We start from the raw sequence: 22,760 nt of genomic DNA on the forward strand, positions 1-22,760 counted from the left end.
AGCTTGCCAGTCGCTAAGTGCTCTGGGCATCTGTTGCACATCGGCTCTGCCTGCGCTTTCAGCTTGCCAATCACCGTGTGTAGACATTATACCATGACGATTCCTCTGAACATAGAATCGCAAGTCATGATTCAATGAACGCTTCCTTGCGGCAACGCCGTTTCAATCGTTCGCGTTCATTATACCATCAAAGGAAAACTGCTACAAGATGTCTGGTGGTTTCAAAATCTTACGATTTCCTGAAATTCTTAAGATTTTATGAATGACTTGACAAATCATACTACGCATTGTATAGTGTTATGCGAAAGGGGGTATGAATATGATCAACCCACAGATGAAGAAGGGACTTTTAGATACCTGTGTCCTCTCTGTCCTGTTGCGAGAAGATTCTTACGGATATAAGATTATCAAAGACCTTGATCCTTATATCAAGCTCAGTGAATCCACACTTTATCCGGTGCTGCGACGCTTGGAAGCGTCCGGCGCGCTAACAGTCTACTCTTTGGAGCATAATGGACGCCTGCGAAAAATGTATCGCATTACAGATAGTGGACATAACCAGATCTCCGCCTTTCTCGATGACTGGAGGGAGATTGAAGCAATTTACCGATATATTAAGGAGGGATATGAGAATGACTAAAGAAACTTTTCTCCATCAGCTGCGCATCCGTCTCACGCCGCTGCCGGAATCAGAAATCAAAAAAAGATTGGACTATTACAGCGAACTGATTGACGATATGCTGGAAGACGGTATCAGTGAAGCCGAAGCCATAGCCAGCTTTGGTTCTGTAGACCAGATCGCGCAAAGTATCCTATACCAGACTTCATCGTTTAATCTAAAAACAGAAAAAAGCAACAAAAAAAGTGGATGGACCGTTACAGCTATCATACTGGCAGTAATCGGATCGCCCCTATGGCTACCTCTGCTTCTGGCTTTTGGAATCGTGGCGCTTTCCATGATCATCGTTGTATTCGCGCTGATCATCTGCATTCTTGCCGTAGTATTTTCCCTGGGGATCGTCGGCGTACTACTAGTAATTCGTGCTTTTAGTCTGTTAATCACGGAAGGCGTATGCTACGCTATGCTGACCATTGGCTCAGGATTATTGCTGACAGGCTGCTGTCTTCTGGCTTTTCTCGGCGCAAAAGCAGCAGTTCCTTGGCTGGTTCAACTGTGCAGCCAGCTCTTTAATAAATCCAAAAATCTGTTTCACAGAAAGGAGGAAATATAATGAAAAAAAGTACAAAATCCATTTTGATCATTGCATTATCCTTAATTTGCATCGGCGCTGTTTTGATGATCATCGGCTTGCTCACTGGCGCATCATTTCAACGAATCACCGATGGAAATCTGTGGAATTGGGTAATTCACAAAGAAGGCATCCATTATGACAGCTCTCATCGCGATGATAATACATATCATATCGATCCGGACGGAATCCGCGATCTCTCCATTGACTGGATTTCCGGCGATATCAAGATCATAGAATACGGCGGAAAAGACATCCTTGTCAAGGAATCATCTAATGATAAAATTACTGAAAAAAGTAGCCTTGTCTATAGAGTCAAAGACGGCGAACTCTATATTTCCTGCTGGCACGAAAAGTACACAAATCTATTCAACGGCTTAGATGAGAGTAAGGCGAATAAAGATCTGGTCATAAAAATCCCAAAAGAATTAGCCAATGATATAAAGGATTTGGAAATAGATGCAGTTTCCTCAGAGCTGACAGTTTCCGGATTAACGATCAAAGGGTTTTCCATAGATACAGTCTCCGGGAATACCACTGTGCGTCAATCTAAAATCAACGAAATCGAAATTAATGCAGTCAGCGGCAACAGCGAGCTATTCCTTCTAAATTGTCCGAAATCATTTGAATCAGATACCACCAGCGGAGATGTCACACTTCATTTGCCTCACCACAGCAGCTTCCAGTTTGAATTTGACAGCATATCCGGCAGAAGTAAGGTGGAGGGATTTGACACAATATCTCAGGATGAAGATGACAATTACTGTGAATATCTAGTTGGTAAAAAACCTTTCAGTGATTTCACAGCCGACACGATCAGCGGAGACTTCACCATCATAAAAAAAGAGAAATAATAACTGTAGTTTAAGGGAATTCGGACTATTAATCCAATTCCCTTAAATTTTACAATACCTTTTTAGGGAAATTAGATATTTCTGCACAAACCCTTAAAAAGATCGTCATCCTTTTTAAGGATTTTAGATTTTCTCCCAGAAACCCTTAAAACGACCAACACCTTTTTAAGGGTTTTGATCTGTTTTCCCGAAAACCCTAAAACGGTCAATGACTTTTTTAAGGTTTTCGCCTTTTATTTCATAAAACCTTAAAAATCACTCTATGGACTTCAACGATTCCGTCATGCTGATTCTGTCCAGCTTATAATACATCGCCAAATTCACCACAAATGCAAATACAAAAGTCAGCGCCACTGCCAACACGTAGCTGAGCCAGCTAATCCGAACATCAAAGCAGAGCAAATCCACTCTTACGTTATACATGACAAAGGCATGAAGCCATTTTCCCAATCCCAGGCCGACCAATGCGCTGATAGCCGTGAGGAAGATATTCTCGCGGAAGACATAAGATGAGGTCTCACCAGGGTAAAATCCTAGTACCTTAATTGTTGCAATCTCTCGTATTCTCTCTGTAATATTGATATTTGTCAGATTATATAATACGATAAAGGCTAATGCTCCCGCAGAAAGAATCACCAGTGCAATGACATAATCCAAGCTTTTCATCATATTGCCAACTCTATTTCTCATATCCTGATTGACAGAAACCGCCGCTACATGATCCATATCCAACACCTTCGCAGAAGACGCATAGACCGCTTGCACTCTTTCATCGCTCTGTGTTCCATCTGCATCCGGCTTTGGCGCGGCATGCACCAAAGCGCATTTAATCTCTGGACTCTCGCCAAGCTGTTCAACATATGAGTCCTGAGATATATAGACATAATTATACACGTAGTTCTCACAAATTCCGACAATAGAAAGCGACATCTCTTTCCCGTCTTCATTGCGTAAGGTCAGCATATCTCCCATAGACAACCCGTAGTCATCAGCCAATTTACTGCAAAGCACAGCCTCATTCTTCGCCGGGTACGGCATCTGCCGATCTTTGGCATCCTTCAGGTTTACAAACTGATCAAAGCGCTCTCCGCCTGACGCGATCATGGTAACAGACTTCGTATTCTTTCCTACGATAAGATCTACAGAACTCTGATGCACAAACAGTATATCCTCGGTGCAGTCCGAAGCTTTCTCCAAAAAGGCCTCCTGCCGCTTCGCTGTCATATCCTTGTCAAAGGTGATGCTGTAATCATAAACCTGAATCTCATCAAACTGATAATCAACCACGTTTTTCACGGAATCACGCAGTCCCAGACCCGTAAGCAGCAGCGCCGTACACCCGCTGATTCCTACAACCATCATAAAGAACCGTTTTTTATATCGGAAAATATTACGGAAAGATACTTTATATAAAAAACTCAGTCTGTTCCAAAGCAGTGGAATCCGCTCCAGCAAAATTCTTTTGCCGTCCTTCGGCGCTTTAGGTCTGATCAGTTGCGCTGGCACTTCTCTAAACTCACTCCAGCAGGAAACCATAGTAGCTCCCATAGAGCAAAGCAGAGAAACCGCCAACGAGATAATCCCAAGGGGTACATTTACGATATAATATAAATCAGCGCTGAAATCATACATCATACCATAAGCTACCCAGATAACCTCAGGAAACACATAACAGCAGGAAAAGAATCCAATCACGCAGCCGATAAATGCCGCGCTTCCGGAATAAAACAAATACTTCCCCGCAATGGCTCCATTACTATATCCCAGGGCTTTCATAACACCGATCTGCGTCCTCTGTTCATCTACCATTCTAGTCATCGTAGTCATACAAACCAGCGCCGCAATCAGAAAGAAGAAGATTGGAAACACTTTCGCAATGCTGTCCACTATGGTAGAATCGCTTTCAAAGCAGGCGTAACCAACGTTAGAATAACGATCCAATACAAATGTATCAGGCGCTTTAATATCACGGATCTCCTCACGAGCTTCTCTGAGTTCCCGGCGAGCCTTTTTAAATTCCTTCTCTGCCTTAGCGAACTCAGCTTCCGCGTCTGCTCTGGCCTTTTCATATTTTTCTATATTGCCCGGAAGGTCTCGCTCAGCCCTTTCCATTTCCTTACGGCCTGCCTCTACTTGTGACAATCCGCCTTGAATTTGTTTTTTATTGGCCGCCAGTTGTTTTTCCGCCTTAGACAAAGCGGCTTCCGTCTGCGCAATTTCCGTTTCACTCATGTAAGGCTTTCCCGCTTCGAACTCCTGTCTTTTCTGCGCGGTTTGAAGTATTCCTGCCTCCACTTGCTTCAATGCGTCCTTCAGTTTCTTTTCATTATCATTCAGTTCCTTTTTGTTTTTTTCTATCTCCACTTTTCCATTCTGAATTTGCTGCCAGCTGTCAGCTAATTTTGCCTCCGCATCAGCCTTTTCTGACTGATAGGCGGCGTAATTCTCATCATATTCTCTCTGTCCGTCCTCCAGCTCATCCTTTGCCTCACGAATTAACTTCTTATAGCGTTTATCCGCGCAAAGCTCCGCGGCTGCTTTCACATCATCCTTCGTGGCTTCTATAATGTCGTCATAGGATTGGCTATAGATCTGGTAATTCTGATTGAGACGCAGATAGATCTCTGTAAAATAGTCTGTATCAAACCCACTTCTATCCAAATACGCAAATCCGTCTACCTTCCCATCGCCTAAAGAGGTAGAACCCCGTTCGAAATTCAAATAAATGGGAGACACCACTGTGCCGGTGATGATGTATTCCCTGGATTTCAGCATATCGAGGGTATCCTTATCATTGTTATCTGCTATGATAAGCTTCTTTCCTATAGGATCCTCCGCAAATAAACGATAATCTACCGCACATTCGTTCTCTGCCTGCGGCAATCTTCCGCTTTTCACTTCCAGAGTATTCACGCCCTCTGTAACAGAGTGAAGCTTAACGATCTGATCTATGGTTCCTCCCTCTGCGCGGTAAAGCGCGTCTACACTAACCGAACCTGCCGCCGCAGCTACAGAAGCCTGATCAGACAACGCTTTCACATCTTCCTCTGTAAATCCCAACGTACTCATAATCTGGTAATCAAAAAAACGGCTGTCAGACAAATAATCGCTGGCAGTAGAAACCATCGCCTCTCTCGTCACCTTCAGGCCGGAAAAAAAGCCAACGCCAAGAGCCACGATAGCCATAATAGCAATATACCGACCCAAACTGGATCGAATTTCTCTAAATGTGGTTTTCTTCAGCATATTGACCTCTTACCATTCGATATTCTCAACCGGAACAGGAGCTTCATTGATTTCTACCGAACTGACCGCTCCGTTTTTTATATGAATCACTCTGTCCGCCATAGACGTCAGAGCCTGATTATGTGTAATAATCACTACTGTCATACCGCTCTTTCTACTGGTATCCTGTAGCAATTTCAAAATTGCCTTCCCAGTATTATAATCCAGCGCGCCAGTCGGCTCGTCACAGAGAAGCAGCTTAGGATTCTTCGCCAAAGCTCTCGCTATAGCCACTCGCTGCTGTTCTCCGCCGGACAGCTGCGCCGGAAAATTGCTTTTTCGATGAGACAAGCCCACTTCGTCAAGAACCGCGGACGGATCTAACGGTTCTTTACAGATCTGTGTTGCCAGAGACACATTCTCCAATGCAGTCAAATTCTGTACCAAATTATAAAACTGAAACACAAAACCGATATCATACCGCCGGTACTCTGTAAGCTTTTTTTTGTCATATCTTGAAATTTCTTTACCATCCAATAACACGGAACCCTCTGTTAAAGTATCCATGCCTCCTAAAATATTAAGCAGTGTTGTTTTTCCTGCGCCGGACGCACCTACGATAACGCATATTTCGCCCTTTTCTATTTCGAAAGTCGCGTCTCGCAAAGCCTCGATAGAAACCTCTCCCATGTGATAGACTTTTTTTACCTGTTTAAACTGTACATATGCGCCCATTGCGTCCGCCTCCTGTAAAATAGAGTGATACTTTATTCTATCACAGAAGTCTGACTTATCACAAGATAGATTTTCGAAAAAGCAGCGTCTGGAAAATTTCCAAACGCTGCCTTTCTATCCTTCAATATAGCCTAATATGTCTCCAGCCTGAAAGACCAGTTCATCTTCTACCACCTTTTCAGAAAGAACTCCGTCCGCAGGCGCTGTAATTTCTACAGTTTTTTTATCCGCCTCTCCCTCGCAGATAACCTGTCCCTTTTTCACAGTATCTCCCACCTGGCAAAGCCAGGTCAATACACCTTTTTTGGTCTTTAAATCAATTGGCTGCTTCATGCATTCGCAATTCCGATAAGGCTGTGGTTTTGGCATCAGGCTGTCCGGTACAACGATCTCCATTCTCATGCATTTTCCTCCTTTCTAAAAAAAGGACATTCTTCTCCAAGACAATCCGGATTCTTTTTGTAATAATGACATTTAATCTCCGGGCTTACTGCAATATGCAGCCCTAATTTATCCTCAATATACGCGCAGCATTCCTGTGCAGCCAGAAAAAGCGTCCTTTTGCAGCATCTCGGTCCAGGATAGGAGGCAATTTTAATCAGACATCTGCCTGTAATCTCGTTAGCTAAATTCCAGTTTTCTCTCTTAACAGGAGCCGCTCCAGTGTATACGCTGAGAAAAATACCTGCGCCTACTCCAGCGCCGCAGCTTCCGCAATTTCCACAAAAGCCGCCCGGTACGGTTTTAGCTCTCTGCTCAGCCTGCGATAACCATCCGGTCAGTGTTTCTTCGCCGCTTCCATCCTCTATAGCCGCCATGGTCAAAAAAGCCGCCGGCATAATATAATGATGGTAAGGATAGTGCATCGGTATCCCCGGTAAATCCATCAGTCTCATCAAACTCTGATCCGCTGTCATCATTTCTCCTTGCCTGTACATCTGCAAACAGGCTTCCGTAATAGAATCAAAAATTTCCTGCTTTAAATCAATCTTATGCATAATACTATCTCCTTCCCAGAAGAAAGTCTTGAAACTCACTTCTGTCCTCTACATGAAATATATTTTCTATATCAAATTCCGCTAAAATCCTTTCTATCTGGGACGCGTCAAAGGGCTGTCCGCACAGCACACCAGCGATCTGCTCCAGATCAAAGTCCGTTAAATAGTCGCCGTTAAACCGGCATTCTTTTATTCGACCACGGCATACCGACATAGACAACTCCACACGTCCGATAGGAAATCTCCGCGCGTTCTTTATATTTCCGTCCGGATTTCGTCCATAATTCCATTCCCAGGTAAGATATTTTCTCTCCATCAAGGCAAGAGCCGCTTCCTCCAGTCCCTTCTCCGCACCTTCTCTATCGCATAGCTGCCTGAAATGTTCACATACCTGATAAAAAAACACATCCGATGAAATGTTACGAAAGCAGTCAGAAATCTCTTTCAGGTTAGCTGTGCGGCTGCGCACTGAGGCGACGCCTTTAGACTTTAATTTATCTGTAGGCGGCGTCAGCGCATAGGCCATAGCCTCCCGATCTGTATCGAAAAGTAAACAACTGTGAAAAATCCCTCTCTCATTCCGCAGCGTCTGCGCTGTGCCAGCAATTTTCAATAGGTTGTTCTCCTTATCCTTAACACAAATATCGTTACGTCCAGTCCATACTGCCGAAACCCCCAGACTGACCAAAAATTCCGTGATTAGCCTGACACACTTTGATATATGGAAGTCAAAGTCTCCGCCGGTAGCAAAAAAAGACAGATTTATATTGCCCAAATCATGATACACCGCTCCGCCGCCAGTCAACCGCCGTACAACCGAGATATTTCGCGTCGTTACATACTCGCGATTTACCTCGGCGTCAGTATTTTGATGACGTCCCACGATTACAGAAGGTCGGTTTCTCCATAGATAAACGGTATCCTCTGTCGCCTGATCCAGTAAAACCTCCTCCATGGCCAGATTATGGTAAGGATCTGCGCTTTTTTCCACAATAACTCTCATATCAGCATTCTCACCGCCTCCTGCAGCAGTTCGCTCTCACCAGGATGAACAAAGGCTGTCCGTAGGAAGTCCTCTGCTGTCATTTCCTGCGCGACGGCCGTTTGACAAATCCCAATAAGCTCTGAGGCCATGGATGATACGATGTGAAAACCTTTCAGCACATGGGTCTTTTCATCCATTACTACCTTCACCATGCCGTATTCCATATCAAAAAGCACGCCAGAAGGCTGCATAGCGGTTTCTAAATATGCCGGCTTAAACGCTGAATCGCAATGTTCTCCAGTCATTGCCGCTTCCAACGGCGTAAAGACGCATCTGGCCGCCGCCTGTGTAACTTCTCCGTCGGTATCTGCTTTTATCTGCGACACGCAATTCAACTCCTGCAGTATACGTCTGGCAGTTCTTCTTCCTTCTGCCATAGCCCAATCTGCCGTCATAATACCGCCAGCTGCGTCCCCTGCACAGTAAAGCCAAGAGCAATCCTTTCTATTGTCTTTTACAACCTCTTGCTTCCGCGATTGTCTTCCGATACAGAAAACCACGTCGGAAGCATCTCCACTACCTGCTGCCGCAAGCTGTATCTCAATCCCTTGGGCACGCAACCATGCCTCCATATGACGGGAAATATCCTGATCCCATCCAGGCAAAATCTGCCGCTCTCTTTCTCTTAAAGTCACCCTGCAGCCTACATTCGCGAGAATTACAGATAATTCCACGCCCAAAACGCCGCTTCCAACTACAGTAATTGTATTCGGCAAAGATTGTAGCTTCAGAAGCTCATCAGACCGCCAAACCTTTACGCCATCAGATACATTCAGCGCTTTCTCTTTGGAACCTGTCGCGATTAGTATCGCGTCTCCCAAAACTGTACTGCCGTCAGCGAGAGTTACCTTCCGTTCCTCAACCGATACTGCTCTGCCATATCGGATTTCTACTTTGCTTCGTTGCAGCATATATTCCATACCATACGCCAATTTCTGACTTTTCGCTGCTGCTTGCCGCGACATCTTTTCACGATCTAAAGCTATAGAGCCTTGGACAAAAGGATTCAGCTGCATTGCTGTTTTGACGGCCAAAAGGTGTGATCTTGTCGGAATACATCCCTGATGAACACAAACGCCGCCAATATACTTTTCCTCGATCAGTGTCACATGTACCCCGGCCCTTCGCAGTTCCAATGCCGCCGCATAGCCTGCAGGGCCGCCGCCAATGACAACAATCCGTTTCTCACTCATCTTCGTCATACCACCTCCTGGGCCAAGCTTTATATTAGATTACATCTATTATATTACCTATACTACCCCTGTTCTACTATAACCTCTTTAAGGATTTTTGCATAACATGGTAAAAATATTGCTTTTTTTGATTTAAATGTTACAATAGTGGCAGAAGAAATTTTATCTGATTTTGTCGAAAAAGGGAGAAGGGAAATATTATGAAAAAGGTTAAAAAAATAGGGCTGTTTGCATTACTGGGCGTTTTCATCTGCGCGGCCTGCTTCTTTGTGGGCAAAGGGATTGGCAACGCTTCTCCTGACAGAGAAATGTCCGCTGTGGTTATAGAAAACAGTCTGACAGAAGTCAGTGAATTATCCAGCATTACATATAATTACACTAATATGGCTGAGTTTGAAAGTAGCAAGGATTTTTACGGTGTGAAGCTGCCGTTCACAACAAAAAGTTTTATTATTACTTATGACGGTCAAATCAAGGCTGGCGTCGACCTGTCAAAAGCGCAAATTGATATCAGTGGAAAAACCATTACTGTTACCTTGCCGGACGCGCAAATACTATCTCATGAAATTGATGAAGACAGTATCGAGGTATTCGATGAAAGCACCAGCATTTTTAACCCACTAAAGGTCGAAGATTATACCGCATTTAACAAAGATCAAAAATCCCGTATGGAGAAAAAGGCTCAAGAAAAAGGACTTCTCACCGAAGCGCGCAAGGCTGCTGTCAAAACCGTTGAAAAATATCTCGCACAGATTGCAGGCGAGGATTATGAGGTTAAAGTAAAATAATAGCGTGTGGAAACCGGAAAAACAAAATTTCAGGTTTCCACATGTTTTTGTTCTAATTAAACACCTTTATATAATAATAAGATATTTTTTGCGGTTGTCGTATCTTTGAAATGAAAGGAAAAAATATAAAAATGGTCTTTCCTTTTGCCGTATTCCGTGATATACTACATAATGCATGCGGACATAGTTCATTGGTAGAATATCAGCTTCCCAAGCTGAGGAGGCGGGTTCGATTCCCGTTGTCCGCTCCATTTTTTTAAAACTTAAAAAAATACACGATTTATCTAAAAAGTACTTGCAAATTGGTATACTTTATGGTAAATTATAATGGTGCTTGGAGGATTGACCGAGTGGCTAAGGAGCCGCATTGGAAATGCGGTAAGGTGTAACAGCCCCGTGGGTTCGAGTCCCATGTCCTCCGCCAGAAATAAAAAAGCCATCACTAGTGTGATGGTTTTTTATTTATACTGAAGATATGCTGGAAATCGAACCCACGGGTGGGCGAGAGTGTCCCATCCCCATTTTGCGTAAGGCTTTGCCTGCAGCGCAAAATGGGAGAGCGTAAGAAGCCTGCCATCCTCTGCTTTTCAATATTGGCAAGCGACTGTAGGAGCGATGTACGAAGTACGAAGCGTTGTCCTCCGCCAGAAACATCACTTAAATGCACTTATTGAAAACTAGCTTCATACAAAACCTTTTCTTTACTATCCACAAACTTTGTCCTTAATATAAGATTTTTAATTCCACTTTGTTCTTTCAGCATAGATGTTACTTGCTCAAAAGATTCTTTTTCGTCTTCCATCAATTCTTGCAGTCTTTCTTTCATCTCTTTGCGTTCATCAGCATCAAGCTCATAATCTATCGTATATAAATATGTGATTGTATTTTTCTTAACCTTAACCTCCCAAAAATCTGGTCGATCTGATGGAAAGACTGTAATTGGATAAACGGTAACAGAATACGGCAATAAAAAAAGGCAGCAGAACAGTTGACTAATTAAGTCAACTGTCCGACTGCCTCAATTCCTTTTCCTCCATTTTCCATACTGGTCAATCTACATAACAGATCACTTTTTAGCTCTGCCGGAAACAGGCGCGCTATAAAGGCCCATGCATTTTTTCCCATCAACATTCTTATATGGTCTTATCTTGTAATAATACGTTTTTCCGGCTGTAGGTACAGTGTTCTTAAAACTTAGTTTCGTTGTCTCTCCAACCTTTTTATAAACGCCAGATTTTTTTGTAGAGCGATACACTCTATATCCATCGGCAGATGCTGTCTTTTTCCAGCTTACAGAAATCCTACTGCCTGACAGAGATGCCGATTTCAAACCTGTTGCCTTACCGATATAACCATAATATCCGTTGGCTTCTGACTTGAAGTGCACCGAATACATAGTAATTGAATTTTTTTCCGCTCCACACTTACTGCATTTAATCTTACACGCTACCTTATTATTCACAGCTTTGTTATGGGCGTAGCAGGTAATCCACCCTGGATATTTTCCTTCATTGGTGCCATTCGATCCGGCAGCCAGAGACACATGGAAATCACGTTTAGCACATTTCTTATTATTACAATGATAAAGAATAATATCGCCAGCCGCGATTTTCCCCACATTGTCCGAAGCTCGTATTCCCTGATAATCCGCATAATAATAATCTGTATCCAATATATGCTTCTCCGCGAGACCGTTTTTTACCAGGTAATCAACATACTCCTTTGCCGAATAGCCGTATGTTCTCCAGCTTTCCTTCGGTATGCCGCCGGCTTGTACGCAGGCTCTGACAAAAGCGACGCAGTCCCCTTTTCCGTCGTTCCAATGACTTTTCGCATAGGCCATAGCCTTTTCCGAACTATATTGATTCGTATCGGCAGCAAGCGCCGGCGTTGTAGTTATTGTCATAGTAAATACCAATATCACCGCAGTAAGCAAACCAACCAGCTTTCTTTTTATGGTTAGAATATTATACTGCCTCTTTTCACAATTCTTACATTTCATTTTTCAAGCTTCCTTTCCTATTTTTAAAAGCGCTTTCACATGTTTATCGTCGAAAAGCCGATTTCGTTACTACATTTTTAAGTTCAATTAACAAAGTAAATTCCGAAATGCCTTGATACTCATACCTGCAAATCTTTAGAGGTCTTTCTGGTTTTTCCCGGACTCAACTAATAATTCCAGCTTTAAAAGCCTGCTTATACCATAACCAACACAGATTCCGGCCACATATAGGATAATGTCAAAGGTATCAAAGATTCCTCGCGCCGTGAGAGCCTGCACTATCTCCAGAAAAAACGCCAAAACGGTAGCGCCGCAAAACACGAAAGAGAGTTTTAGCCTTCTGAAAAAATAACCCATTGGAATAAAACACAGGAAATTCAAAAGACTTTGCAGCTTCATTTCAGGATCTCTCAAGTCAAAAATGGAGTCCATAGGATTCCAGACAAAGACAGTTTGCATCGCTGAACGGCCAAAAATAGCAATAACCAGTAAAAGGATGTAGAGCGTTATCAATGTGTAATATAAATATTTTGATATTTTATGCTGTAATAATATAATGTCTAATATAGCAAAACAGGTAATGCAGAAGAAAAGAGAAAACCACATAGCCGGAAAATAAAGCAGATTATTCGTTGATACAAATCTGGTCAGAAGCTCGCAAAAAACATAGTAGTGCATCAAATATCCCAAAACAATACTCGTGATAATAATCGTTAACACCTTTTTAAAATTCATAAAAATCCTTTATCCATCCAATAGGAGTTCACATAATAACATTCAACAAAATCATTTTAGCATAGAGGCTGAAAGATAACAATGAAAAAATATGTGACGCGCACAAATGAAAAGCCTCCATACTGCGTAATATTCCTTTACATCAGTATGGAGGCAAATATTAAAGATAAAGCTGCAGATCAAGCATCCTCTGGCGCTCTATGCTCGTGTCAATGCCCAGAAAATTTCTGTGCTCTTTTCAATCAGATTATCATTGTAATCAAAGTCTTCCGAATGAATCGGCGTGCATGCAAAACCTGCGCCCAGCCAGATCAAAGCTCCCGGCGCTTTTTTCAGGAACCAGCCGAAGTCCTCTGAACTTCGAATCGGATCCGGCATATCCTCCGTTTTCCAGCCATGTTCTTCTGCCAAACGGCGAACTTTGTCAATGCTCTCCCGGTGATTATAGGTTTCCGGAAAGGCGTCGTAATAGTCAAACTGGATCGCAAGACCATAGCGCTGCGCCTGCCCGCGGGCAAAGTCTTCAATCTGCGCCTGCAAACTGTCCATCTCCGCCTCAATCTGACCGCGAATGGTCATCAAAAGTTTTCCCTGATGAGCGGCAACACCGAAAGCGCGTTCTCCCACATCAATCTGCACCACCGTCGCCAGAAGCAAACCTTCATACCGGCTCTGATCCGCGATTTCCTGAAGCGCCAGTATCGTTTCACTGACGGCAAAGGCAGGATTTCTTCCTTTCTCCGGTTGACTGGCATGGGCGGACGCCCCTGTAAAGGTAATCTCCATGCCTTTGGACGCGCAGTTCACTGTGCCTTTTTTTAAAAGCAGCGTTCCCTCCTCATAACCCGGGAAATTGTGCAGCCCGTAAACTTCTTCAATCTGTTTTTCTGTAATCAGTTCCGCGCAAGCCTTTCCGCCGTCACCGGTTTCCTCCGCATGCTGAAAAACCAGATACACATCCTTGTCCGCGCCCTGCCGCGCTAAATCCACCGCAAAAGCCGCCAGCGCCGCGCTGTGACCGTCATGGCCGCACTTGTGGGCGACCCCTTTGTTTTGCGATGCGTAAGGCAGCGTATCATCTTCCATCACCTTGATGGCGTCCATGTCGGCACGAAACGCGATACTGCCTCTGCTTTCACATGCCGGGTGGTATTCCGCGTAAAACCAGCGTCCCCGGTCGGTCACCTCCAGACTCGTATGTTCTCTGATAAATGCCATCAGCGTCTCCTTGGTCTTTCGCTCCTCACCCGAAAGTTCCGGATGCTGATGCAGGTAATGGCGTAACTCGATTGCCTTGTTCAAATCTTCCTGGCGCATGTCCATTCCTCTACTTGTTCATCTTCTAATCTTAATAATCCGAATTGCTCCAAGGTTTCTGATCACAGTGAAGCAATCTGTCCAGCTGTTGTGTGAAGGCTTTGTCACTGATTTTCACAGCGCCCAGTCTGACCAGGGAAGCTAGATTGGCAGAACCCAAAAGCAGGGATGACAGATCTGCTTCCTTGCACCAAAGGATTACATCCATCCTCGCGTCTGCGGCTGCCGGCTGCCACTTTCCGCCCGCAAAGGAAACCCGCAGATTCTTTTCGCAGTGCTCCATCTGATCTTCATAAATGAATTCCGCATTCAATTCCCCTTCCGGTAAAGTTCTGTAGTCAGTCGCCTTGATAAATTCTGTCGGATGCAGGATTTTAAACATGGTACCCACAGCGGACACGTTGCTCTGCAGGAATCCAAAGTTAATATAGTTTCCGGATACATCCTGGGTATTGTCCAGCAGATGGTAGAAGTCTTCTTCGCCGGTACGCAGAATCACTGTCTGCGCCAAGTCCGCCTGCATGCGCAGGAAGCCCAGCAGCTTTTTCAGCACAGCGCCATCCTCGTAGACCAGTTCCTCCACAGACAATCTGTTCAAAGTATAGTTGACTTCACTGGCATCCTCAAAACGGAATGCCACGTAGCCCTTCATCACATCATTCTCAAAATATCCAATTCTGCGAACCTGGGTATCGGTTTCCATATCACGGATTTCTTCTTCGAATTTTTTCACCATGCCGTGGCTTTGCTCCACCATACGACTGTGGCAAGCCAGCACTTCCGGCACATCATCCACGGTCAAAATCCGCATTCCTTCCATATTGTCCGCTTTTGGCAGATTGATCGTCGGTACGTGATACTCATCCATCTTCGCACCATAACCATACCCCATTTTTCTGTAAAAGTCAATACGGAACGGCAGCAGCAAAGTGACCAGCGCGTCATGGGTTTTCGCGTAATTCTCAAACCGTGTGATCATATCAAAGGCAGCGCCTTTTTTCTTATGAAGGGGATGAACCGCCAAAGACATGAGACCCACTGCGCGATGCATTTTGCCATAAAGATTCATGTCAAAATTGACCAGCTTCATAAAAGCAATCATTTTATCGCCTTCAAAGAGCCCAACCAGTTCCACTTCTTTATTTTCCGTAATTTCTCTGGTAACCTTTTTTCTGTAAAATTCACTGCACGCATCGTCCAGCTCCTTGTGCGCCGGATAAGCGTTGAGATACACTTCCAGATACTGGTCGATATCGTCCAGTGTAAGATTTCTTAAAATACGTTCTGTTTTCATATATGTTCTCCCCTTTTCTTTACAGACCCTTGCCCTTTGCAATCAGTTCCTCAATGTACTCGTCGATGAGGCGCAGACCTTCTTCCAGATGTTCCGCGTGGGACAAAGTAATTCTGAAGGTATGCGGCAGATAGAAGCAGTCTCCGTGGCATACCAGCACCCCTTTTTGATCCAGCAAATCATCGCAGAATTTTTCCGCGTCTACATCTAAGTCATAATGTACTAAGTAAGTCGTGCCGTAAGAATCCGCATACTGATGCACGTATTTGTGACCGTCCAGCCATTTGTCCATAATAGCTTTATTGGCGTTTACAATCTTTCTGCTTCTTTCATAAATTTTGTCCACATGCTCCAAAGCGATGGCAAAAATCCATTCGTCAAAGGTACCCCCGCAGATGGAATCAAAAGAACGGCGGTTAAAGAGTTCCCAGCGCATATCCGGATCTTTGCAGATAATCCATCCCACTCTGGTGCCTGCCATAGAGTAGATCTTAGAAGAACTGCAGGTTACGATGGATTTGTCGTAAAGGTCGGCAAAGGACGGCATATATTCTTCCTTCAGTCCCCTGTACATCTCGTCGCAGACAACCCAGGCGCCTACTGATTTTGCGATTTCTACGATTTCCTCCATTTCTGCCGGAGACAGCAGCGCGCCTGTCGGATTATTCGGGTTGGTAAAGAGGATTGCCTTGGTGTTTTCATCCACCGCCGCTCTCACCTCGTCAAGATCCAGCTTGTAGCCGGCTTCTGGTTTTAAGTCAATCTGCCGCACTTCGGTTCCGATGGATTTCGGCAGTGAGTAGAACTGCTGGTAGTTCGGCATAATGGAAATGACATTGTCAGTTGGCTCGATGAGCGTCATGACCACGGTATTGTTTGCGCCTGTACCGCCGTGAACCAGCACCACATCTTCCGCATCCACGCCTTTATAAAGGTTTGCCACAGCTTTCTTCAGTCTCGGCGTTCCTTCAAAGCGTCCGTAGCCCAGGCTCATGGTTTTCAATTCTTCAAAAAAGCTTTCCATGCTCTCGCCAGTCAGTTCAAAGAGTTCCTCTACGGTCATAGGCAGTACACAGCTGCCGCCCAGGTAGATTTTATTTTTCTCGCTGTCACATGCAGGATTCAGCCAATTTTCCAGTACAAAATTATCTATTTTCATTTCTAATATTCTCCCCTCTTAGATTTCCGCAGTTTGTCCCATACCTTTTTCTCTTGCTGTCAGTACCGCGGTTTTCGCAGTCACAAGATCCAAGGCCGCAAGACCTGTCGCGTCAAAAATTGTAATATCTTCTTCTGAAGTTCTGCCGGAAACCGCGCCGGTCATCACCTGTCCGATTTCACCGCAGACGGTTTCAGCGGTTACAATTCCCAGCTTTGCCGGAATTTCTAATTCTCCGACCGTAAGACACTGGGTCGTGTCATCGGTAAAGGCTTTGGCAACTCGGAAAAGCGCCGGATCCAGTTCTTCTTTTCCTACCATATCCGCGCCGATGCAGCTGAAATGAGTTCCCGGTTTCACCCAGTCCTTTTGGATGAGAGGCTCTGTGCTTCTGGTAACGGTAAGCACCACATCCGCCTCGCCAACTGCAGTCTGAAGATCTGCCGCCGCAGCAAAGGTCACATCGGTTTCAATCTGCAGTTCTTCCTGCAGGCGAATCTTGATGTCCTTCACATAAGCCTCTGCTAACGCCACGCCCATAGGGTCTGCTACCAGCACCCTTTTAAGCTGGGGCATTTCCAGCAGGGTCGCGCCCAGAAGATAAATAGACTGACGGCCTGCTCCAACCAGCAGCAGGGTTTCACTGTCCTTTCTCGCAAGGACCTTAGCGCCGATTGCCGCCGCGGCTCCGGTTCGCATACTGGTAATATAGGAGGCGTCCATTACACCCATCGGCAGTCCCGTCTCCGAATCAAAAGTCATGAGCACACCGGTAAAGACGGTCAAACCTTTCTCCGCATTCCGTGGGAAATTGTTGAGCAGCTTCGCTCCGTGGGCGCCAACCTCGCCAAACACACCGCCGGAACGGATATCCATGATACCTTCATTGTCAAAATGATGCTCCACAAGCGGCCAGGCGACCACCTGCCCCCCTGCTTTCGCGCGATAAGTTGCTTTCACACCCTCTATGACCTTGGGCATTTCCAAAATCGCCTCTAAATCCTTTCGGCTTAAAATTGATACCTGCATACCGGTACCTCCTTCTCTGTTCTGTTACCTGTTATTATACACCGCCCGCGCGACTGATTTCCATCCCGCATTCTTGTATTTTAGACTAAATATATTTGCATGATTTTAGATTATCGTATATAATAGCAGATAATAGGAGGTGCCTTTTATGAATTACACAGTTTCCGATTTTTATCTGACCTTTGCAGCAGGTCTGAAAATTATTGCAGGCAGAGGCGGTATGACGCGTTCTATCAGCCGTGCCGGCATTTTAGACTATGAAATGGATCTTGTACTAAAAGACAAATACATGCACTCCAATTTTCAGGAAAATCAGCTGGTTATCTCTACCTTTCTCTACGCAAAAGACAATCCGTTTCTCATTGCGGACGCGGTCAAGCATCTCATCGCCAAGGGAACCAGCGGTCTTGTCATCAAAAATGTGTTCGGGCTGCCGATTCATGACACAGTGCTGCGCTATGCCGACTCCAAAAACTTCCCAATTTTTCTTGTAGAATCTCAGGATGTTTATATAGAGGATCTGATTTACGCGGTCAACCGTCACAGAGAATTACTCGCGGATATTCGCTTTGCCCAGAAAAAGCTGGAGCAAATTCTGTTCGGCGATTTAACCGAAAAGGAAATTCCTGCCTGCGCGAAACAAATCAATCCGTCTTACAGACAGCAGTTTTTTACGCTGTATATCAAGATGGACGACCTGCTTTCCAACGCTGCCTTTGATACCTTCTCAAAGCGTTTTCAGAAAGCCCCCTCAACGAGCCGGGAAACAGCTTGGTATTCTTTCGGCAGGGCTTTTTCTACATTCACTCCGAAGATAGAATCAGCCAGCGGTGTACCGATGATTTCATCGCGCAGATTTTAAACATTCTCCTGCAGGAGGATGCCTATGTCAGCTGTGGACTTAGCCAGTGTCATCTGACCCTGGAAGAATTTCGGATCAGTCTGCAGGAAAGCCTCTATGCGGCTTCTGCTGAAAAAGACGCAGGCGCCGCCTTCACCCGCTACAACCAGCTGGGTACGTACCAGCTTCTCTTTCCTTTTGCCGCAAGCCGGGAAATGCAGCTATACGCACGCAATATTTTAGAGCCTATCAAGGACTACGATATCGAAAACAACGCCCGGCTTCTGCCGACGCTGCAGCAGTTTATACAGACCGGCTGTCTGCTGGAAGAAACTGCGCGCCGCCTTTCTCAGCATAAAAATACCGTCCGGTACAGGCTGGACAAAATCCATGAACTGACCGGACTGGACTACAAAATATTTGCCCACCTGGAACAGCTGTCTATGGCGGTCAAAATCGATCAGTGCGGCGGTCAGACATACTAAAAAGCGCTGTCGCACAGTAAGGCGACAGCACCGCAAATACAAATATATACGTTAATACAATCGAAACGCTCCAAGGGCCGAAGCCATAAGCCCCATCATGGATTGAAAGTCAAACACCGGCAGTCCGCTCTCCGCCTGAATATCCTTTCCAAAGGGCGGCAAATCCGTACATTCCAGAAGAATCGCCCCCATATTGGGACAATCGGCAATGCCCTTTCTCACGGTATCTAAAATTTCCTGCCGCACCAGTTCCACATCGAATGCCTCGTCAGGGCAGGCAAAGATTTTGTTCCATTCCGGCGCGTCCTCCAGTCCCATCACGTGCAGCACAGTATCTGCACTGATCCCGCAGGCAGCAAAGTGCTCCCGCGTTAAAGCGCTTCCGTTGGCAGTCAACACGCCGATGGCGCGATTTCCGATCAGGTTTCTGATTAGCGGAATCTGCAGCAGCGCAGAAGTAAACACCGGCACGGGCAGCGCCTCACTGAGAGCCTTCTGAAAAATGGCGTTAAAGCCGCAGCTGGTCGTAATGGCTGCAACGCCTTCTTCCGCCACCAGTTTCTTCGATATAGCAATCATATCTTCTAAAACTTTTTGGCTGGGATGGGTGATCACCGTCTCCACACAAGCGCCTTCTACATGCGCCATCCGAACCGCAAAAGGGTAGGACGCCGGATTGGTGCTGTTGCCGGGCATGCTTTCAAGCTGCAAAAGTCCCTGCGGCACCTGTCCTTCCTCCCATCGCAAAATCGCAATTTTAGGGTTTGGTTGTTTCATCTTTTATCTCCTCTTTTCCGCCTGTTCTTCATGTCATAACACGCATCCACTTCCGGCTGTAATACCTTCGATAGCACCAGATTACCTTCAGCACATCACCAAAGGCCACCATCAGCATCGCCCAAGGCAGAGACAGGTGGAACACCAGCACTGCCACTGCCGCCATCGTTACCTGTATTCCCACATTAAAGGAAAAATCCATGACCATACAGAACACAGTATCGCCGCCGGCACGGAGTACACCGCAAACCAGCATATATGCCAGCATCTTCGGGGCAAGGGCAATGGCCCATACCAAAAGCGTGTCACATAAAAGCGCCGTCGTCTGCGGATTAAACTGATAAATCGCAGAAACCGGACCGCGAATTAGAATCAGCACCACCGCCATAATTCCATTGAGCATCCAAGTAAGACGAACGGCGACGCCCGCCTGAAAATAGGCCCGATCTTTCTGATCCGCGCCCAGAGCGTTTCCAATCAGCACCGCCGCCGCGTTTCCGATACCGAAATAAATCGACTGTAAGAATTCGCTGACCGTATTGGCCACCTGTGTCACAGCCAGCGCCGACGTGCCCAGCTTTCCGTAAATGGAAAAAATCGCCGACATGGAAAACGCCCATCCGCCTTCGGTAACGACCACCGGCACCGCCGTTTTCATCACGGTAAAGAATTCTTTTTTACTAAAAGAAAACAGTTCTGCCGGTCCGGTTTTAAACGTATGAGATTTTCTCGTATATACATACAGAAACAACCCCGCGCACTCGAGAATTCGTGCCGTCAATGTCGCAGCCGCCGCGCCGGTTACGCCCAGCTTCGGCAGACCCAAATGTCCGTAGATCAGCAGGTAATTCAGACAGGTGTTGACGGCCAGCGCCGCGCCATTGATGATGGTAGGCACCTTCAAATCCTGAATGGCACGAGAATTGTAATTGATCGAAAAAGACAGCGCCGTAAACAGATAGGAAAAACAGGCAATCCTAAGATACTTCACGCCCAGTTCAACAACCTCCGGACTGTCGTCAAAGACAGCAATCAGCTGCGGCGCCAGGAAAAATCCGCAGATGGTAAACATGCTCGCCATGAAAAGTCCCACCGCGTAATCCATCCCCAATATTTTGCGGATGCTTTTGATATCTCCTACGCCAAAATACTGCGCCGTATAAATCGCCGCGCCGCTATATAAGCCATAGCACATGTTCGAAAAGATAAAATAGACCTGATTTGCCGCGCCTACCGCCGCCAGCGCCGTCTCTCCTACCAATCCGATCATCAGCGTATCCACCAGATTCAGTCCGATACTGATCAAATGCTGAATCACAACCGGAATCGCGATCACCAGCATTTTTTTATAAAACATTTTCTTTTCTGCAACATACTCAAGACTCTGTGTCTGCATAAACTATCCTTCCGTCTACTATAGTCATTGCCACGGCAACATCTTTGAGATGATCCGGCGGTACCGCGAAAATATCCTCTTTCAGCACCACAAGATCCCCAAGCATGCCGGGTAGCAGCCTGCCTTTACGATCTTCTTCGCCTGACATCCGCGCCGCCATATAAGTATAACCGTCTACTGCTTCCTGAAGCATAAGCGCTTCATCGGGATACCATCCCTCTGCCGGGTTTCCATAAAGATCCTTTCTGGTCACCGCCGCGTAAAGATTCCACATCGGATTGAAACTCTCCACCGGACAATCGGTTCCCATTGCCATCTGTATCCCCTGATCCTGCATGGTTCTCCAGTGATAGCTGGTCTTCATGCGCGCGGCGCCGACCCGATCCTCTGCCATATGCAGGTCGTATTCGATAAAAATCGGCTGTATATACACAAACAGTCCAGCCGCTTTGATCCTGCGGCACAGATCCTCGTTTAAAATCTGCGCATGAATCAGTCCATGCCGCGGCTTTATAGCAGGATACTTTGCCTGCGCCGCTTCCACTGCCGCAATCGCCTGCTCGCAGGCAGCATCTCCAATACAATGCATCACCGCGCCGGTACCCATTTTGTGCACCTGCTCGACGATTTCAAAGAGCCGTTTCTCATCGCTGTAAACCGCAAATCCCTGATTTCCCGCATCGTCGCTGTAATCTTCCTGCAGCCACGCCGTTCTGGACCCCAGAGAACCATCGATATACAGTTTCACCGTATCCATCCTGAAAAAGTCGTCGCCTTCTCCGAGACGATAACCGGCTGCCAGAAATTCATCTAAACGCGCCGTATCCGCAAGGGCACACTGCTCACTTACTCTGACAGGCAGTCTGCCCTCTGCTGCCAGCTTGCGATACGCTGTAATGATATTTGCAAAGTTTCGTCCAGGCAAGGTATCAAAATCATCGGTCTGAATGGACGTGACGCCCACCCGGTTCGCGTCCTGGCAGGTTCTTAAAATCATCGACTGAATCGCTTCTACACTGGGTTCTTCCACATGATTATAAACCAGATTCATCATCTCCGCAATACTACCTGTTGGATTTCCTTCCGCATCCGTTTCGTAATGTCCATCATGGGGCTGCGGCGTATTTCGATCCAGTCCCATGACTTCCATGGCTTTGGTATTTAATCCGGCGATATGCCCGCAGACGCGAAGCGCGTAGATGGGATGCTCCGTAGAAACCGCGTCCAGATCCTCTTTGGTTAAATGACGATTATCGTCCCAATTATCATTGTTCCAGCCGGCGGCTTCCACCCACACGCCAGGCGGAATCCGGTTTTGATCAATATGGGCGCGGATGATGTTTTTTGCTTCTTCGCGGGAAGACGCGCCTTCCAAATCCGCAATAGTCTTCCCATACCCATAGCTCAAAAGATGCATATGGCTGTCGTTGAATCCAGGCAGCACAGTTTTTCCGCAAAGGTCAATGATTTTCACTGGCTTCTGCTGTTTCTTCTGCCTCCAGCATAGCGGCAATTTCTTCATTGGTTCCCACTGCCGCAATGCGGTTCCCATCCATTAAGATGGCCTGCACCACACGCTGATTTTCATCCAGGCAATGAATATTTCCGTTGACGAGCGCTCTTTTCATGTTCTGTTC

General features: G+C 45.9%; 23 protein-coding genes and 2 tRNA genes. 8 read left to right on the plus strand and 17 right to left on the minus strand.

Annotation, left to right across the window (positions count from 1 at the left end):
- The first annotated feature begins 319 nt into the window (after positions 1-319).
- Genes ACPW7J_RS10185 through ACPW7J_RS10195 form a run of 3 tightly spaced genes read left to right on the plus strand, consistent with a single transcriptional unit; the run spans position 320 to position 2,104 of the window.
- Complete coding sequence (locus ACPW7J_RS10185) at positions 320-640, plus strand: PadR family transcriptional regulator (RefSeq protein WP_202623943.1); 321 nt, start codon at positions 320-322, stop codon at positions 638-640.
- The gene (locus tag ACPW7J_RS10190) at positions 633-1,232 is read left to right on the plus strand and encodes an HAAS signaling domain-containing protein (protein ID WP_161874858.1); all 600 of its coding nucleotides are present in this window, start codon (positions 633-635) and stop codon (positions 1,230-1,232) included. The genes ACPW7J_RS10185 and ACPW7J_RS10190 overlap by 8 nt, the downstream gene beginning before the upstream one ends.
- Complete coding sequence (locus ACPW7J_RS10195) at positions 1,232-2,104, plus strand: DUF4097 family beta strand repeat-containing protein (RefSeq protein ID WP_161874857.1); 873 nt, start codon at positions 1,232-1,234, stop codon at positions 2,102-2,104. The genes ACPW7J_RS10190 and ACPW7J_RS10195 overlap by 1 nt, the downstream gene beginning before the upstream one ends.
- Positions 2,105-2,359: 255 nt before the next feature.
- On the opposite strand, the gene ACPW7J_RS10200 is transcribed toward ACPW7J_RS10195, so the two are convergent.
- From ACPW7J_RS10200 to ACPW7J_RS10225, 6 genes are all read right to left on the minus strand, one after another.
- On the minus strand, positions 2,360-5,350 hold the full coding sequence (locus ACPW7J_RS10200) for an FtsX-like permease family protein (protein WP_425755178.1): 2,991 nt from the start codon (positions 5,348-5,350) through the stop codon (positions 2,360-2,362).
- A gap of 9 nt (positions 5,351-5,359) precedes the next feature.
- The gene (locus ACPW7J_RS10205; protein ID WP_425755179.1) at positions 5,360-6,064 is read right to left on the minus strand and encodes an ABC transporter ATP-binding protein; all 705 of its coding nucleotides are present in this window, start codon (positions 6,062-6,064) and stop codon (positions 5,360-5,362) included.
- 114 nt (positions 6,065-6,178) lie between these two features.
- Positions 6,179-6,466, minus strand: a complete 288-nt coding sequence (locus ACPW7J_RS10210) for a lipoyl domain-containing protein (protein ID WP_425755180.1) — start codon at positions 6,464-6,466, stop codon at positions 6,179-6,181.
- A complete protein-coding gene (locus tag ACPW7J_RS10215) occupies positions 6,463-7,062 on the minus strand; it encodes a DUF5714 domain-containing protein (RefSeq protein ID WP_425755181.1) in 600 nt (199 codons plus the stop codon). The genes ACPW7J_RS10210 and ACPW7J_RS10215 overlap by 4 nt, the downstream gene beginning before the upstream one ends.
- 4 nt (positions 7,063-7,066) lie before the next feature.
- Entirely contained in the window at positions 7,067-8,065 is a 999-nt protein-coding gene (locus ACPW7J_RS10220) for a lipoate--protein ligase (RefSeq protein WP_425755182.1), read from the minus strand.
- Positions 8,062-9,309, minus strand: a complete 1,248-nt coding sequence (locus ACPW7J_RS10225) for an FAD-dependent oxidoreductase (protein WP_425755183.1) — start codon at positions 9,307-9,309, stop codon at positions 8,062-8,064. Before ACPW7J_RS10225 ends, ACPW7J_RS10220 begins: the two co-directional genes overlap by 4 nt.
- A 191-nt stretch (positions 9,310-9,500) precedes the next feature.
- Between ACPW7J_RS10225 and ACPW7J_RS10230 the strand changes: the two genes are divergently transcribed.
- The 3 genes from ACPW7J_RS10230 to ACPW7J_RS10240 all read left to right on the plus strand — a co-directional run bounded on the left by ACPW7J_RS10230 (position 9,501) and on the right by ACPW7J_RS10240 (position 10,512).
- Positions 9,501-10,088, plus strand: a complete 588-nt coding sequence (locus tag ACPW7J_RS10230; protein WP_161874969.1) for a DUF4230 domain-containing protein — start codon at positions 9,501-9,503, stop codon at positions 10,086-10,088.
- Between the two features lie 177 nt (positions 10,089-10,265).
- Positions 10,266-10,339 (plus strand) — tRNA-Gly (locus ACPW7J_RS10235).
- An 85-nt stretch (positions 10,340-10,424) separates the two neighbouring features.
- Positions 10,425-10,512: transfer RNA gene (locus ACPW7J_RS10240), tRNA-Ser, on the plus strand.
- A 243-nt stretch (positions 10,513-10,755) separates the two neighbouring features.
- On the opposite strand, the gene ACPW7J_RS10245 is transcribed toward ACPW7J_RS10240, so the two are convergent.
- From ACPW7J_RS10245 to ACPW7J_RS10275, 7 genes are all read right to left on the minus strand, one after another.
- The gene (locus ACPW7J_RS10245) at positions 10,756-11,055 is read right to left on the minus strand and encodes a DUF4854 domain-containing protein (protein ID WP_425755184.1); all 300 of its coding nucleotides are present in this window, start codon (positions 11,053-11,055) and stop codon (positions 10,756-10,758) included.
- Between the two features lie 99 nt (positions 11,056-11,154).
- Positions 11,155-12,090: a hypothetical protein gene (locus ACPW7J_RS10250; protein ID WP_161874971.1), complete on the minus strand. Its 936-nt coding sequence runs from the start codon at positions 12,088-12,090 to the stop codon at positions 11,155-11,157.
- A gap of 135 nt (positions 12,091-12,225) precedes the next feature.
- Positions 12,226-12,825, minus strand: coding sequence for a VanZ family protein (locus ACPW7J_RS10255; RefSeq protein ID WP_425755185.1), 600 nt, complete (start codon positions 12,823-12,825; stop codon positions 12,226-12,228).
- Positions 12,826-13,023: 198 nt separating this feature from the next.
- A complete protein-coding gene (locus tag ACPW7J_RS10260; RefSeq protein ID WP_425755186.1) occupies positions 13,024-14,142 on the minus strand; it encodes a M20 metallopeptidase family protein in 1,119 nt (372 codons plus the stop codon).
- Between the two features lie 31 nt (positions 14,143-14,173).
- Positions 14,174-15,436: a GNAT family N-acetyltransferase gene (locus tag ACPW7J_RS10265; protein ID WP_425755187.1), complete on the minus strand. Its 1,263-nt coding sequence runs from the start codon at positions 15,434-15,436 to the stop codon at positions 14,174-14,176.
- A gap of 19 nt (positions 15,437-15,455) precedes the next feature.
- Positions 15,456-16,595 carry an aminotransferase class I/II-fold pyridoxal phosphate-dependent enzyme gene (locus ACPW7J_RS10270; protein WP_425755188.1) on the minus strand — a complete coding sequence of 380 codons (1,140 nt, stop codon included), beginning with the start codon at positions 16,593-16,595 and terminating at the stop codon, positions 15,456-15,458.
- 18 nt (positions 16,596-16,613) lie between these two features.
- Entirely contained in the window at positions 16,614-17,624 is a 1,011-nt protein-coding gene (locus ACPW7J_RS10275; RefSeq protein WP_425755189.1) for an ornithine cyclodeaminase family protein, read from the minus strand.
- A gap of 148 nt (positions 17,625-17,772) precedes the next feature.
- Here ACPW7J_RS10275 and ACPW7J_RS10280 point away from each other — a divergent pair, with 148 nt between their 5' ends.
- On the plus strand, positions 17,773-18,486 hold the full coding sequence (locus ACPW7J_RS10280; protein ID WP_425755190.1) for a PucR family transcriptional regulator ligand-binding domain-containing protein: 714 nt from the start codon (positions 17,773-17,775) through the stop codon (positions 18,484-18,486).
- The gene (locus ACPW7J_RS10285) at positions 18,396-18,950 is read left to right on the plus strand and encodes a PucR family transcriptional regulator (RefSeq protein ID WP_425755191.1); all 555 of its coding nucleotides are present in this window, start codon (positions 18,396-18,398) and stop codon (positions 18,948-18,950) included. The genes ACPW7J_RS10280 and ACPW7J_RS10285 overlap by 91 nt, the downstream gene beginning before the upstream one ends.
- A 51-nt stretch (positions 18,951-19,001) precedes the next feature.
- On the opposite strand, the gene ACPW7J_RS10290 is transcribed toward ACPW7J_RS10285, so the two are convergent.
- The 4 genes from ACPW7J_RS10290 to ACPW7J_RS10305 are packed head-to-tail and all read right to left on the minus strand — an operon-like array spanning position 19,002 to position 22,751.
- Complete coding sequence (locus ACPW7J_RS10290) at positions 19,002-19,727, minus strand: hypothetical protein (RefSeq protein ID WP_424959654.1); 726 nt, start codon at positions 19,725-19,727, stop codon at positions 19,002-19,004.
- A 28-nt stretch (positions 19,728-19,755) separates the two neighbouring features.
- Positions 19,756-21,123: an MATE family efflux transporter gene (locus ACPW7J_RS10295; protein WP_425755192.1), complete on the minus strand. Its 1,368-nt coding sequence runs from the start codon at positions 21,121-21,123 to the stop codon at positions 19,756-19,758.
- The gene (locus ACPW7J_RS10300; protein WP_425755193.1) at positions 21,104-22,597 is read right to left on the minus strand and encodes an amidohydrolase; all 1,494 of its coding nucleotides are present in this window, start codon (positions 22,595-22,597) and stop codon (positions 21,104-21,106) included. The genes ACPW7J_RS10295 and ACPW7J_RS10300 overlap by 20 nt, the downstream gene beginning before the upstream one ends.
- The gene (locus tag ACPW7J_RS10305; protein WP_425755194.1) at positions 22,584-22,751 is read right to left on the minus strand and encodes a hypothetical protein; all 168 of its coding nucleotides are present in this window, start codon (positions 22,749-22,751) and stop codon (positions 22,584-22,586) included. Before ACPW7J_RS10305 ends, ACPW7J_RS10300 begins: the two co-directional genes overlap by 14 nt.
- Positions 22,752-22,760 lie beyond the last annotated feature (9 nt).

The organism is Ihubacter sp. rT4E-8, from assembly GCF_049852125.1.
Taxonomy (GTDB): Bacteria; Bacillota; Clostridia; order Peptostreptococcales; family Anaerovoracaceae; genus Senimuribacter.